This is a genomic window from Rhizobium sp. 01N424, assembly GCF_056399485.1.
The window spans coordinates 246,266-260,247 of sequence record NZ_JBFTRK010000008.1 but is presented as its reverse complement, the minus strand read 5'-3'; the positions used below and the strand labels follow the sequence as shown (position 1 = coordinate 260,247).

The 13,982-nt window shown below is 61.9% G+C and carries 15 protein-coding genes; 10 read left to right on the top strand and 5 right to left on the bottom strand.

The window, feature by feature from the left end:
• Positions 1–4: 4 nt before the first annotated feature.
• A complete protein-coding gene (locus AC1DNK_RS20720) occupies positions 5–1,177 on the top strand; it encodes a DUF1501 domain-containing protein (RefSeq protein ID WP_477943117.1) in 1,173 nt (390 codons plus the stop codon).
• Positions 1,178–1,242: 65 nt separating this feature from the next.
• Positions 1,243–1,620, top strand: a complete 378-nt coding sequence (locus tag AC1DNK_RS20715) for a hypothetical protein (RefSeq protein WP_477943116.1) — start codon at positions 1,243–1,245, stop codon at positions 1,618–1,620.
• Positions 1,621–1,644: 24 nt separating this feature from the next.
• On the opposite strand, the gene AC1DNK_RS20710 is transcribed toward AC1DNK_RS20715, so the two are convergent.
• On the bottom strand, positions 1,645–2,031 hold the full coding sequence (locus AC1DNK_RS20710; protein WP_112516033.1) for an acyl-CoA thioesterase: 387 nt from the start codon (positions 2,029–2,031) through the stop codon (positions 1,645–1,647).
• A gap of 567 nt (positions 2,032–2,598) precedes the next feature.
• On the opposite strand from AC1DNK_RS20710, the gene AC1DNK_RS20705 reads away from it, so the two are divergent.
• The 5 genes from AC1DNK_RS20705 (at position 2,599) to AC1DNK_RS20685 (ending at position 8,218) form a co-directional block, all read left to right on the top strand.
• Positions 2,599–4,419, top strand: a complete 1,821-nt coding sequence (locus AC1DNK_RS20705) for a methyl-accepting chemotaxis protein (RefSeq protein ID WP_477943115.1) — start codon at positions 2,599–2,601, stop codon at positions 4,417–4,419.
• 125 nt (positions 4,420–4,544) lie between these two features.
• On the top strand, positions 4,545–5,834 hold the full coding sequence (locus tag AC1DNK_RS20700) for an extensin-like domain-containing protein (protein WP_477943114.1): 1,290 nt from the start codon (positions 4,545–4,547) through the stop codon (positions 5,832–5,834).
• 64 nt (positions 5,835–5,898) lie between these two features.
• Positions 5,899–6,147, top strand: coding sequence for a hypothetical protein (locus AC1DNK_RS20695; RefSeq protein ID WP_477943113.1), 249 nt, complete (start codon positions 5,899–5,901; stop codon positions 6,145–6,147).
• 386 nt (positions 6,148–6,533) lie between these two features.
• Positions 6,534–7,460, top strand: coding sequence for an ABC transporter ATP-binding protein (locus AC1DNK_RS20690; RefSeq protein ID WP_112539333.1), 927 nt, complete (start codon positions 6,534–6,536; stop codon positions 7,458–7,460).
• Entirely contained in the window at positions 7,457–8,218 is a 762-nt protein-coding gene (locus AC1DNK_RS20685; RefSeq protein ID WP_112387159.1) for an ABC transporter permease, read from the top strand. The genes AC1DNK_RS20690 and AC1DNK_RS20685 overlap by 4 nt, the downstream gene beginning before the upstream one ends.
• Before the next feature lie 7 nt (positions 8,219–8,225).
• Here the strand turns inward: AC1DNK_RS20685 and AC1DNK_RS20680 are convergent, their stop codons facing one another.
• On the bottom strand, positions 8,226–8,840 hold the full coding sequence (locus AC1DNK_RS20680) for a TetR/AcrR family transcriptional regulator C-terminal domain-containing protein (protein ID WP_477943112.1): 615 nt from the start codon (positions 8,838–8,840) through the stop codon (positions 8,226–8,228).
• A 76-nt stretch (positions 8,841–8,916) separates the two neighbouring features.
• Between AC1DNK_RS20680 and tet the strand changes: the two genes are divergently transcribed.
• Positions 8,917–10,092 carry a Tet(A)/Tet(B)/Tet(C) family tetracycline efflux MFS transporter gene (tet, locus tag AC1DNK_RS20675; RefSeq protein WP_477943111.1) on the top strand — a complete coding sequence of 392 codons (1,176 nt, stop codon included), beginning with the start codon at positions 8,917–8,919 and terminating at the stop codon, positions 10,090–10,092.
• 481 nt (positions 10,093–10,573) lie between these two features.
• Here tet and AC1DNK_RS20670 read toward each other — a convergent pair whose 3' ends face one another.
• The 3 genes from AC1DNK_RS20670 to AC1DNK_RS20660 are packed head-to-tail and all read right to left on the bottom strand — an operon-like array spanning position 10,574 to position 12,285.
• Positions 10,574–11,275, bottom strand: coding sequence for a TIGR02281 family clan AA aspartic protease (locus AC1DNK_RS20670; protein WP_477943110.1), 702 nt, complete (start codon positions 11,273–11,275; stop codon positions 10,574–10,576).
• Positions 11,272–11,484: a DUF1289 domain-containing protein gene (locus tag AC1DNK_RS20665; protein WP_477943109.1), complete on the bottom strand. Its 213-nt coding sequence runs from the start codon at positions 11,482–11,484 to the stop codon at positions 11,272–11,274. The genes AC1DNK_RS20670 and AC1DNK_RS20665 overlap by 4 nt, the downstream gene beginning before the upstream one ends.
• A gap of 18 nt (positions 11,485–11,502) precedes the next feature.
• A complete protein-coding gene (locus AC1DNK_RS20660) occupies positions 11,503–12,285 on the bottom strand; it encodes an adenosylcobinamide-GDP ribazoletransferase (protein WP_477943108.1) in 783 nt (260 codons plus the stop codon).
• 157 nt (positions 12,286–12,442) lie between these two features.
• Here AC1DNK_RS20660 and cobT point away from each other — a divergent pair, with 157 nt between their 5' ends.
• Positions 12,443–13,459: a nicotinate-nucleotide--dimethylbenzimidazole phosphoribosyltransferase gene (gene cobT / locus AC1DNK_RS20655; RefSeq protein ID WP_112387164.1), complete on the top strand. Its 1,017-nt coding sequence runs from the start codon at positions 12,443–12,445 to the stop codon at positions 13,457–13,459.
• 85 nt (positions 13,460–13,544) lie between these two features.
• The gene (locus AC1DNK_RS20650) at positions 13,545–13,982 is read left to right on the top strand and encodes a diacylglycerol kinase (protein ID WP_477943145.1); all 438 of its coding nucleotides are present in this window, start codon (positions 13,545–13,547) and stop codon (positions 13,980–13,982) included.

Sequence of the window (13,982 nt, the reverse complement as noted above, 5' to 3'; positions counted from 1 at the left end):
GGCCATGACAGAGTTTTTGCTTTCCCGCCGTGGTTTTCTGGCCTCCGCCTGCTGTCTCGCCGCTGCCCCGGTTTTCACGCCCGTCACCTTCGCCGCCATGCCGGGCGACACCAGGTTCGTCACCATCGTGCTGCGCGGCGCCATGGATGGCCTCGATCTGGTCCAGCCCTATGGCGAGGCCGGTTTTGCAACGCTGCGTCCGACACTGGCGCTGACGCCGGATAAGGGGCTCATCGATCTCGACGGTCATTTCGGCCTCAATCCGGCCGGCGCAGATCTTCTGCCATTGTGGAAGTCGAAGGAGCTGGCCTTCGTCCATGCGGTCTCGACGCCCTATCGCGACCAGCGCAGCCATTTCGACGGCCAGGATATGCTGGAATCGGGCGGCGAACATGTGGCCGAAGAAAAAACCGGCTGGCTCAACAGGGCGCTTGCCGCCATCCCGCGCTCGGATGCGCGCAAGGCGATCGATGTGAACACATCGACGGAGCTGATCCTTTCAGGTCCGAACAATGTCGATGTGTGGGCATCGGATTCCAATCTCGGCACCGCCAAGGACGAAATGCAGTTTCTGATGCGGCTCTATGCCGGGGACCCCGCCTTTGCCAAGGCGATGGAGGAGGCGAGCCGGGCCAATGGCGCGGCGATCACCGCCGAACCCGACGGCAAGCGCGGCGAGAAGATTGCCGATGTCGCCGTACTTGCCGGCAACATGCTGAAGGGCGACTACCGGGTTGCCAGTTTCTCGATCACCGGCTGGGATACGCATGTCGGCCAAGTCGCGCAGTTCAAGCGGCCGGTTCAGGATCTGGCGGAAGCGATCAACACACTGAAAACCACGCTAGGCGCTGATATCTGGTCGAAGACGGTCGTCCTTGCGATGACCGAGTTCGGCCGCACCGTGCGGCAGAATGGCTCCGGCGGCACGGATCATGGGACGGGCGGTTGCGCGCTGCTTGCGGGCGGAGCTATCAACGGCGGCCGTATCCTTGGCAAATGGCCGGGGATCGGCGATGCCCAATTGCTCGACGACCGCGATCTGATGCCGACGGCCGATGTCCGGGAGATCGCCGCGGCAATGCTTTACCGGCAGTTCGATGTTACTGCCGAAAACCTGACGGCGAAGATCTTTCCCGGTCTCAATTTCGACAAGAGTTCGCAGTTTCTCAAGGCATAGGTGCATTTTCTCTGCATGTCGCCGGTGGTTGCGTACCCTGGTGCAGGCCTGGCTGCGGATATCGAATGAGGCATATATCCTGTGTCGCCGGCATGGCGGGTGCGTTTCTGCTGGCGCAGACGCAGTTGGCTTTCTCCGGCAATTGGCAGCTATTCGCTGGTCGCTGGCACCATCAGTCCTCACTGACGGCTGGCTGCAACGGCTGTGTTATCAGCATCGTCCAGCATGGCTCGGCACTTCTGCTGCTGACCAATATGGGGTGGGGTACCGCGATGGAGGCGGACCGCACGGGCCTGGCGACTTTCGCCGAGGGCCGTGCTGTTGATGCTGATGGAAGATTGTGGGTTGTCAGCTGCGCGGTCGCCAATGACAAGCTTTACGTCATCGCGACGCCTGAGGATGGGGCTGCACCATCCATCAAGTCCATCTTCATTCAGGAATAGCTCATCGCGCCTCTGGCTCCGATGTCACTCGGCAGGGACAGGCTTCGGCGCACCGTTTTCGTCCAGCGCCACCATGATGAAGGTGCCGGCGGTGACCTTTTCCATCTTGTTGTAACGGGAGCGGTGCGCCCAGGCCTCGACACAGAGGGTGATCGAGGTGCGGCCGACGCGGTCGATATCGGTATAGACGGAGAGCGTATCGCCGATCTTGACCGGCAGTTCGAAGGCCATTTCCTTGACGGCGGCGGTGACGACGCGGCCGCGGGCGCGCTCGGCGGCGCGGATGCCGCTCGCCAAGTCCATCTGCGCCATGACCCAGCCGCCGAAAATATCCCCCGCCGGATTGGCGTCGCCGGGCATGGCGAGCGTGCGGAGCGTCAGTTCACCTTTCGGCTTCGGGCTGTCGTTCATTGTCAAGTCCTTGTCATGTCACGGAGGGTGAAGATGGCAGGCTTGACGGCCGGATGGCAAGGGCAATGCGGCGGTTATGCAGGGAGGGATTCTCAGAGACGGCCGAGCGTGAAGAAGAGTGCGGCCCAGAAGAGCGCCGAAAGCTCGGCGGCTACCAGAAAACCGATTGCGCGTTCCGTCATGGGAGCTCCCCCTCGTGGTTAAAAGGGGCTCGCGACCCCAGACGCGAGCCCCAATCCCTTCGTGTCCGCCAAGACGCGTTAGGATGGCGAGCGAAATACTCAAAATGGGGGAGGCGCGGTATCGTAAGATCTTGGGATCCCACGGCTGGAACAGTGCTCCGTGTGTCTCCCATGGCTGACCGGGCAATTTTTATTCTTGGTAGCCCGCAAAAAAATCGCTGAGCTTAAATATAATAGAATTCATATATTTATCTCTTGCGTGGCGGTTCAGGGAGGTTGTTTCCGTTACGTTATGTGAAGTCGAGCTAATAATGCTTCACTGGCCGGTAAGACATGCCCTGCAGAATTTGCGCCGATCATCAGTGCGTGAATGCGAGGGGACTTCGTGCGCAATACAAAGATTTCGACCCGTCTGTACGGGCTTGTCGGGCTTACACTGGCGATTTTCGTCGGCGTGATGGCTTTCTTCCTGAACTATTCCTACTCGGAGCTTGAGGCCGAGCGGAAGGCCGGTCTGGCGCAGATGGATGCGACGGCCATCAACATCATGAAGAAATACTACAAGATGGAGCAGGACGGCACGCTGACGCGCGAACAGGCGCAGACGGCGGTCAAGGACGTCATCGCTTCCATGCGCTATGGCGACAGCGGCTATTTCTGGATCAATGACATGCATCCCAACATGGTGATGCATCCGATCAAGCCGGAGCTCAATGGCACCGACCTGTCGCAGAACAAGGATCCGAACGGCAAGTTCCTGTTCGTCGAGTTCGTCAATACGGTCAAGGCGCATGGCCAGGGCTTCGTCGATTACTACTGGCCCAAGCCGGGCGCCGAGCAGCCGGTTCTGAAATACTCGCATGTCGCCGGCTTCGAGCCCTGGGGCTGGGTTGTCGGCACCGGCGTCTATGGCGACGACCTTGCCGCGCTTTACCGCCAGAACGCACTCTGGGCCGCGCTGCTCTGTGGTGCGGGCGCCATCGTCATCCTCCTCATTGCCTATGCGATCGTCCGCAGCGTCACCGGTCCGGTTGCGCGTATCGGTGCTGCGATGCATGCCATTGCTGCCGACGACTCCGCTGCGGCAGTCGTCGACAGCGAACGCCGCGACGAGATCGGCCACATGGCCAAGGCCCTGCTTGTTCTGCGGGACTCGATGATCGAGCGTAGCGAGATGCGATCACGCGAGGATTCCCGTCAGCGCGAGCTGGATGGTGAGCGCCGCAGCAGTGAGCAGCGGATGCGTAGCTCCGCCGAACGCCAGAACCACGCGATGATGGCGCTCGGCCAGGGGCTGGAGCGGCTCGCGGCCGGCGATCTGACGGTTACGGTCGGCGATCTCGGCGAGGAATATGCCAAGCTGCGTTCGGATTTCAATGCGGCTGCCGGTGCACTCAGCAGCGTCATCCAGGCGATCGCCGAATCGAGCCATATCGTCAACGACAGCGCCGCCAATATCAGCGAAGCGACCAACAATCTTTCGAAGCGCACCGAGCAGCAAGCGGCCGCTCTGGAAGAAACGGCAGCGGCGCTCGATGAGATCACGGCGACCGTCCGCACAGCCTCCGAGCGGGCGACGGAAGCGCGCGAGATGGTGTCCGAGACCAAGACCAGCGCCGGCAAGTCGGGCGAGATCGTCCGGAATGCCGTTGCGGCGATGAGCCGGATCGAGGATTCGTCCAGCCGCATCGGCCAGATCATCGGCGTTATCGACGAGATCGCCTTCCAGACCAATCTTCTGGCGCTCAATGCAGGCGTCGAGGCGGCGCGTGCAGGCGAGGCCGGCCGCGGTTTTGCCGTCGTCGCGCAGGAAGTCCGCGAGCTGGCGCAGCGCTCGGCCAACGCCGCCAAGGAGATAAAGACCCTGATCAGCAATTCGGCTGCCGAAGTCGGCAACGGCGTGTCGCTGGTTCGCTCGACCGGCGACGCGCTTGTCGAGATCGAGGCGCTGGTCAACAAGGTGAATGACCACGTGAATTCGATTGCCACTGCGGCACGCGAACAGGCAACCGGGCTGCAGGAGATCAACACCTCGGTCAATCACATGGATCAGATGACGCAGCAGAATGCGGCGATGGTCGAGGAGACGACCGCAGCCAGCCAGACGCTGGCTGCCGCGAGCAATCAGCTGCGCACCCTGCTTTCCAACTTCCGCCTTGGCCAGAGCCAGGCGACGGCGCCGCGGGCCTATAACCGGGCGGCCTGAGAGCATCCGGAAAAGGCGGGAAACCGCCTTTTCCACCAGGGGTAAGCTTTCCTTCACCAGTTTTATTTAAATTTGATTGGAATTCTTCAGGTTGCAAGCAGGGCTGCGGGGCGATGGAGGGTATTGTGTCTGTCTCTCTTCTGCGGCGTATCGTGTTGACCACGCTGGTTTCCACGGCGCTCACGACCTGTTCCATCAGTGACGGCCTCGTGCCGCCTGCCAATGTCGATCGCGGCACCAAAGTCAGCTCCATTTCTCCGCCAAGACAGTCCGCCATGCGCATGGCGCCGATGGAAACGGCGCAGTCCTATCCCGCTTCGGCACCCGTCTCGCGCGCAGGAGGATCGGTCGATTATCTCGATACGCCGAATCTTGCAGGCGAGGGACGTTCCGCCAGCGATGCCGCTCCGGCGCCCGGCCGCAAGCTGCCGATGATCGACAGTGACGAGGCGCTTGCCCAGCAACAGGTGCCGCGCTCTCAGAATGAGCCCGGCAACTGGGGTGGCACGCGCCAGCTTTCGGTTCCCGAGGGCGGCGTCAACATGGATTCCGAACTCGGCGCCGAACCGGTCGTCGGCCTTGCCCAGGAGCAACAGCAGCAGATCGCCGAAGGCGAAACGGCCGAGCCCGTGGTCGATGGCATCGGCACCGATGCGCCTGTACAGACCAACCAGCGCCGCATGCCGCGCCCGGCCGCACAGGCCGAGATGAGCCAGGCCGCCGTCTGGAATGACGGCAGCGCAGTCGTTGCACCGCAGCGCGTTCCCGAAGAGGACGAGAGCCAGGAAGTGGCGATGCTGCGGCCGAACGATCCGATGATGAGCACGCCGGCGATGCCCGCTGATCCCAGCGTCATGCCGGCCTCGGAGCTTTCCTGCCGCCGCGAACTGAAGCGCATGGGCGTCGTCTTCACCGACAAGCCGGCGATCTCCAATGGTCCCGCCTGCCAGGTGCCTTACCCAATCTCCTTGCAGGGGCTTTCCGGCAATATCGGCGTCCGGCCTGCTGTGACGCTGAACTGCCAGGTGACGCTCGCCTTCGCCAAATGGGTGAAGAACGAGCTCGCGCCGTCGGCACGCTTTCGCTACTGGTCGGGCATCAAGACGATCGAGCCGCTCGGCGGTTATTCCTGCCGGCGCATGAACAACAGCCGGCAGAAGTACAATCCGATGTCGGAGCATGCGCATGGCAATGCGATCGATGTCGGCAAGTTCGTACTGAAGAACGGTCACGAGATCGATATCCGCAAGAAGGGGCTCTTCTCCTTCCGCGAAGGACGGCTGCTGAAAGCCGTGCGCAGCGACAGCTGCAAATACTTCAACACGGTGCTTGGCCCCGGCAGCAACCCCGAACACTGGAATCACTTCCACTTCGATCTGAGAGACCGCAAGAGCGGCCGGGTCTATTGCAGCTAGCGTGCCTTCTTGGCGCATGCCGGGGAATCTGATCTGACGGCACTCCCGCAAGAGGAGAGCAGAGATGGCAGACCGCAGGCGCCCGAATTTCATCATGCTGGTTCTGGTCGTGGTCATTGCCGCCGCCGCCGTTTTCGGCGGGCGCTGGTATGTCTATGTCGCCTATGCGAGCGACCCCTTCGACGAGGTCGGGATCAGCCTCAACACGATGATGCCGGAACCCATCCGCGAGATCGGCTGCGGCATGCTGAAGAGCCGTTTCGAAGGCAAGACGCTGCCGCCCTTCGGCTGCGGCCTCAACGGACAGTGGTGAGCGTTCAAAAAGAAAGCCGGCGAAACGCCGGCTCAGACTGACCGGTCTTCAGGGGAAATCGACCGGATTCTAAAAGTGTTCGTGCTTACGGCGGCATTTCTCTACAAATAGAGGCAGCGGAAATATGGGCGTAACGAGCGCCCGTTGACGGTTCCGCAAAGGGATGGGCGGCGGGGCGGAAACCGTTGCTTGCCTCTGTGGCGGTTATCCTCCGCGAAGATCACCGGTTGATGACAAGGGCGGTGGAAAGACGATTTTCCGCTGGCCGCTTTTCTTCGCGCCACTATGGCTTGCCCGCTGAATAGTGTGTTCACGGGGTACGGGATGTCAAAGTGTCACAAAGGGGCTATATAGCGGCCCAATAAGAGGAAACATCCAAAAGCCGCATGACACCCATCATTTCGATCCGCAATCTCACCAAGCATTATGCCAATGGATTTGAAGCGCTGAAGGGCATCGATCTCGATGTCGAGAAGGGCGAAATCCTGGCGCTGCTCGGCCCCAATGGTGCAGGCAAGACGACGATGATCTCGATCGTCTGCGGCATCGTCAATCCGAGCGGCGGCGAGGTGCTCGTCGGCGGCCACGACGTAGTCAAGGATTTCCGCGCGACGCGGACGATGATCGGCCTTGTGCCGCAGGAGCTGACGACCGATCAGTTCGAGACCGTCTGGAACACGGTGAGCTTCTCACGCGGGCTGCACGGCAAGAAGCCGAACCCGGCGCATATCGAGAAGGTACTGCGCGACCTGTCCCTCTGGGACAAGAAAGACAATACCCTGCGGCAGCTTTCCGGCGGCATGAAGCGGCGTGTGCTGATCGCCAAGGCGCTGAGCCACGAGCCCGAGATCCTCTTCCTCGACGAGCCGACGGCCGGGGTCGACGTCACGCTGCGCAAGGATATGTGGCGCGTCGTCGAGCAGCTGCGCGAGTCCGGCGTGACGATCATTCTGACGACCCACTATATCGAAGAGGCCGAAGAGATCGCCGATCGTGTCGGCGTCATCAACGGCGGCAAGCTGCTGCTCGTCGAAGACAAGGCGGCGCTGATGGCCAAGCTCGGCCGCAAGCAGCTGATCCTCGAACTCACCGAGCCGCTTGAAAAACTTCCGGAGCATTTTGCCGGAAACGGCCTGTCGTTGGAACAGGGCGGCACGCGGCTGGTCTACAATTTCGATGCGCATAACGAGCAGGAAAGCATCGCGGCGCTTCTGACCCGGCTTTCGGCAGACAACATCCATTTCAAGGATCTCTCGACGCGGCAAAGCTCGCTCGAGGATATCTTCGTGGCACTCGTGGGAGGCGCCAAATGAATATCGAAGCCGTCAAATCCATCTATTTCTTCGAGATGGCCCGTACCCGCCGCACGCTGCTGCAGAGCGTCGTGTCCCCCGTCATCTCGACCTCGCTCTATTTTATCGTCTTCGGCGCCGCCGTCGGTTCGCGCATCCAGACGGTGGAGGGGGTCTCCTACGGCGCGTTCATCACCCCCGGCCTGATCATGCTGACGCTGCTCGGCCAGTGCATCAGCAACGGTTCCTTCGGCATCTACTTCCCGAAATTCACCGGGACGATCTACGAGGTGCTGTCCGCGCCGGTGGCAATGACCGAAATCCTGCTCGGCTATGTCGGGGCGGCCGCAACCAAGGGATTGCTGATCGGGTTGATCATTCTGCTGACAGCCAATGCCTTCGTCGAAGTGAGGATCGAGCATCCCTTCATGATGATGCTGTTCTTCCTGCTGACGGCGATCACTTTCAGCCTGTTCGGCTTCATGATCGGTATCTGGGCCGGCAATTTCGAGCAGCTGAACCTGATCCCGATGCTGGTCGTCCCGCCGCTGACCTTCCTCGGCGGCAGCTTCTATTCGATCAACATGCTGCCGCCCTTCTGGCAGGCGGTCAGCCATTTCAATCCGGTACTTTATCTCGTCAGCGGTTTTCGCTGGAGCTTCTACGGGATTGCCGACGTCAATCCGCTGATCAGCCTCGGAATGATCACGCTGTTCCTGGCGATCTGCCTTGGCACACTCGGCTGGATGTTCAGGACCGGTTACCGGCTGAGAAACTGACGCCGGATCAAGCCTGTCGCTTTGCCAGGCGCATCGCCGCGGCCTCGATCATCAGGGTGACACCGGCCTCGAAGAAAATCCCGGGGCCGCCGTCACGGTAGTGCAGAACGGCGCGGCTCGTCAGCGGATATTCGGCGGCTGCCTCGTCAAGCTGCTTCGTGTTGGGCTGTGGCTCCGCCTGCTCTTCGATCACGCAGCCGAGTGTATAGCGCCCGAGGGCGACGAGAAGCTCCATCGCGGTCTCCGGCGTCATCCCGGCATCCACGAGCAGGCCGATCTGAGTTTCGACCTTGGCAAGATCCTGCGGGTCGGCCTCCGTTCCTGCATGCACGCGCCCGCCATCACGATAGGCAAGCAGCGCGTTGCGAAAGCTGCGGCAGTTGGCGAGCAGATAGGCGCTCCACACGTCTCCGTGTTTTGGTGCAGCATGCGTATGGCCGCGTCTCAGAATCTCGGCATTCATCGCGTCGATCAGCGCGCGCTTTCCCTTGAAATGCCAGTAAAGTGCCGGCTGGCGGATACCGAGGCGCTCGGCCAGCGCGCGGGTGGAGAGCGCGTCCAATCCCGCTTCGTTCAAAAGCAGAAGCGCCTCATCGACGATACGCTGGCGGTCGATCTTCATCTCGTTGGCAATCCTGGTTGCGTTTTCACCTTATCAGCGATAAGTAACTTATCATTGATAAATTTTGGTGAACGATATGAAGAAAGCGCTCAGCGTCGTCTATGCGACCGTGGTTCTGGATGCGGCGGGGATCGGCCTGACTTTGCCGATCTTTCCGCGTCTTCTGCGCGATGTCGGCCATACGGACGATCTCGGATGGCGGTTCGGCGCCTTCCTGGCGCTTTATGCGCTGATGCAATTTCTGTTTTCGCCCGTGTTGGGGTCGCTATCCGACCGGTTCGGACGAAAGCCTGTTCTGCTCGTCTCGCTTGCGGGCGCTGCCATCGACTACGTGTTTATGGCCTTGGCTCCGGCACTCTGGATGCTGTTTCTCGGCCGTGCGATTGCCGGCCTTACCGGCGCGAGCAATGCCGTCGCGGCGGCCTGCGTCACGGATGTAACCGAAGAACATGAGCGCGCGCGCCGCTTCGCACAGCTGAGTGCCTGCTTCGGCGTCGGCTTCATTGCCGGGCCTGCGATCGGCGGGATCCTTGGCGAATATTCCGTTCGCCTGCCGTTCATTGCCGCCGCGGTGCTGAACGGTCTGAACTTTGCCGTGGCGATTTTCCTGCTGCCGGAAACCCGCAAGCGCGGCGAGGGAGAGAAGGGGCAACCGCTGTCGCCCTTCGCGCATTTCAAATGGTTGTTCAGTTTCAAGCCGCTGCTGACGCTGATGGCGGCTTATTTCCTGCTGGCTTTCATCGGCGAAGTCGGCGGCACCGTGTGGGTTCTCTATGGGCAGGACAAGTTCGCTTGGTCGGCGATGATGGTCGGCATTTCGCTGGCCGCCTTCGGATTTTTCCATGCGGTGGTACAGGCTTTCGTGGCCGGACCAGTCAGCGAACGCTGGGGGGAGCGGCGTGCAGTGCTAATTGGCGTCATTGCCGACAGTATCGCCTATGTGACGATCGCCTTCCTGAGCGAGGGGTGGATGGTGTTTTTCCTGATGCCGCTGTTTTGCCTAGGCGGCATCGGCGCGCCGGCGCTGCAATCGCTCGTCACGGCGAATGTCGATGCGGAGGCGCAGGGCAGGGTCCAGGGCCTGTTGGCAAGCATGGTCAGCCTAGCCTCGATCGCCGGGCCGCTGGCGATCAGCACCATCTATTTCGCCTCACGGGACATCTTTCCGGGACTTGTCTGGGTGCTCGGTGCTGCCGTTTATCTGGGGCTTCTGCCGCTGATTTTCAGCCGCCGCCCTGCTGTCCCGTCATGAGCCATTTTGCAATGCATGGCTGTGCAATGTCTGGTGCCGGCAGGGAATATTTCACCTATGGTGGCGTAAATCGCGATAGAGGTGTGGAAATCGCCCCGTGTCACGCCTTCGTCACGCGACAAGCTTATCGATAGTGTGCTTAATAAGCCCTGCGAAGCGAGGGGATCGCTAGCGTTTCCGTTCCTGGCCTGCCACCTGGTGGGCTTCGATATTCTACCGCCATTAGAATACGGACGCCGATTATGATCAGACTTCACATTCTATTCGCCGTCGCGTTCATGGTTGCGATGTGTTCGCTGGCATTTGCGGTCAGCTACAATCATTCGAAGACAAGCGATAGCCACACCAACGGAAGCTCAGGCTTCCTCTGGCTTTCAGCTTCTAGTTGAGCTGAGGGCCTGCGCCTTCGTTTCTCTTTGGCGCTGCCGCTGAGATTGAAAGCAGCACGAAACCAGCCCGTTACAGTGCAAATAGCAAGCTCTCAATCCCGCAGGCGCAGTTCGTCTGTCTGCATCTGCATCGAGCCCAGTGTTTCCAGGAAGCTCATGCCGAGCAGGCTCTGGTCGAGCTTGCCGTCTTCGGCGACGCTGGCAGCGACACCGGTGCGGACGATGGGGCCGATGGCGACACGGTCAAGCGTCACGGGTGCGGCGCGGGCGCGGCCGTTGGCGGTCATGACGGTCATCGAGTAGTCGAGGTTTTCGGGGATGATGCCGATGCGCTCGGCGTCGGCATGAGAGAGTGCGACCATGCTGGCGCCTGTGTCGACCAGCATCTGGATGGTCTGGCCATTAACGGCGACATCGGCCTCGAAATGGCCGTTGAGCAGCTTATGCAGGATGATCTCGCTGCCGCCTTCGCTGGTGGTGACGACGACGGCGCGGCCGGGCACGAGGCCGGCCAGCAGCCGGTTGCCGACGCCCTGGAGATCCTGCCGGTAGAGATAGACGGTGGCGAGCGCCAGGATGATGACAAGCCAGATCGTCAGGTTGCGCATCGTTTCGCCGATATTGCGGCGGCTCGCCCAGATGCCGGCCGAGAGCATCAGCGCGATCGGCAGAAGATAGACCATACGCCCGAAGTCGTCGGTCTCCATGCCCATGATCCGGTCGTTGCCGTTATTGAAGACGAGAATGGCGAGGCCGATGCCGAGGATCAGCAAGAAGATCGTCAGACGGCTCATGCAGGCCGCCCCGTATCGATGCTTTGCCGGCTACTCTCGGCGTGCGCCGCGCCTTCGAAGAGCCTGGCGGGCAGAATCGCCATCAGGCGGGCGCGCTCGGCATCGGAATAGCGCATCCAGGCGCCGATTTCCTCGATCGTGCGGCCGCAACCCGTGCAAAAACCGGTTGCAGGATCGATGGCGCATACATGGATGCAGGGTGTTTGCATGAAGGATATATCGTTGTTTCACAAGGCCATGGCAAGGGCGCAGAGCGCGGCGATCTCGGAAATCTGTTCGGCGGCGCCGAGCGTGTCGCCGGTATGGCCGCCGAGTTTCCGGCGGATATAGAGGGTCACTGCGAGGACCGAGATTCCGGAGGCCAGCAGGCTGCAGACAAGCGGCAGCAGACCGAGTGCCGGCCAGACGACGAGGGCGGCGAGAAGGCATCCCGAGACCAGCGCCACATGCATCGCGCCTTCGCCCGGCTTGCCGGCCGAGGCGGCGATCCCGTCTGCCTTGGCCGGGGGCAGGCGGTGCCAGTGCCAGACGAGCGCGGCGCGGCCGAGGCAGGCGGCGGCCGGGATGGCGAGCGCGGCCTCGAAGGCCGATGCTTCCCGGGCGATGGCGGCGAGTGCGGCGGCGCGAAGCGCAATCGAGAGGATCAACGCAATGGCGCCGTAGCTGCCGATGCGGCTATCCTTCATGATGAGGAGCGCATGGTCGCGGTCGCGTCCGCCGCCGATGCCATCGGCGGCATCCGCCAGGCCATCCTCGTGCAGCGCGCCGGTGATGACGGTGAGCGCTGCGATCGCCACCAGCGCCGACATCAGCCGGTCGGCACGCAGGCCCAGCATCATCAGGAAAATTGCAGCAGGGATGATGCCGATCAACAGGCCGGCCAGCGGGAAGGCGCGGGCAGTCCGGCCGAGCTTGCCGTCGTCGCCTGCAAAGACGAAGGAGGGCATGGGAATACGGCTCAGGAACGCGACGGCTCGGGCGGTATCGATCGCATAGGCCTTGATGATCATGTCCCCACTTCATGCATGGAAGCTGCGGCGCTTTTGGAGTTGTTCGCCTCTGCCGCTGGCTTTAAGAGAGTCGCGACGAAAGAAGCCGATTTGCTGCGAAAAGACAAGTTGGCCCCGGATCGCCGGGAAAGAGCAAGAAGACAAGGAATCCCCATCCATGAGCGTTTCAGGCCTGCCGTTCGACGATTTCCGTGCGCTGCTGCGCGAGCTGCCGGGACCGGATGCCCGGGCGCTGGTTGCGGCGCGCGAACGTGACGCGCAGCTGACCAAGCCGCCGGGCGCTCTCGGCCGTTTGGAGGAAATCGCCTTCTGGCTGGCGGCATGGACGGGCAGGGCGCCTGCCGTCAACCGGCCGCTGGTGGCGATCTTCGCCGGTAACCACGGCGTTGCCCGCCAGGGGATCACGCCGTTCCCGCCATCCGTCACGCAGCAGATGGTCGAGAATTTTGCCGCTGGCGGTGCTGCGATCAACCAGATCTGCGTCGCCTACGATCTCGGCCTCAAGGTGTTCGACCTGGCGCTCGATTACCCTACCGGTGACATCACCCAGGAAGCCGCACTTTCCGAGCGCGACTGCGCCGCCACCATGGCCTTCGGCATGGAAGCGATTGCTGGCGGTACGGACCTCCTCTGCATCGGCGAGATGGGTATCGGCAACACGACGATTGCTGCAGCGATCAACTACGCCCTTTACGGCGGTTCGGCCCGCGACTGGGTCGGTCCGGGAACTGGGTCGGAAGGCGAGATGCTGGAGCGCAAGGTGGCCGCCGTCGAGCGCGCCGTCGAGCTGCACCGCGACCATCTCGACGATCCGCTGGAGATCATGCGCCGTCTCGGCGGCCGCGAAATCGCGGCGATGGCCGGGGCGATCCTAGCGGCGCGCGTCGAGAAGATCCCCGTCCTGATCGACGGCTATGTGGCGACGGCTGCCGGTGCTATCCTGCAGGCGGCCAATCCGTCGGCGCTCGACCACTGCCTGATCGGCCATGTCTCTGGCGAGCCCGGCCATCTCCGGGCCATCGAGATGCTCGGCAAGACGCCGCTTCTGGCGCTCGGCATGCGGCTTGGCGAGGGCACTGGTGCTGCTCTGGCGGCCGGTATCGTCAAGGCGGCTGCCGCCTGCCATTCCGGCATGGCGACCTTCGCGCAGGCAGGTGTCACCAACAAGCATTGATCGGGCGCCTAGCGTTCAGCTTTGTGACAGGTTGATGACGGACGCTTGCGGCGCGGACCGGGAAACGGTATTCGCATTTTCACTGATGGACGGTGCAGGACGCCGTCCCCGACCGCAAGACGAGGACGCCTTGGAAAAACCTGCCGTTCGAAAGCTGACCGGTGTCAGCCACTTCTTTGCCGCTGCGAGCTATTCCTGGGCGGGATTTCAGCGTCTGATCAAGGAATCGGCTTTCCGGCAGGAACTGCTGTTCGGCGCCGTTTCGCTGATCCTGCTGATCGCCGTCGGCGCGACGCTGTCCGAACTGGTGATCGCGGTGATCCTGCTGCTGGCACTGTTTGCCGTCGAGGCACTCAACACGGCGATCGAAGAGGTCATCGACCGCATTTCGCCTGAAATCTCGATGGTCGGCAAGCATGCCAAGGACCTCGGGTCTTTCGCTGTGCTCTGCATGCTCGGCGCCTGCGGGCTCTACCTGCTATTCACCGTCGGCAAGCATCTGATCGCCATCGTCTTCGGCTGA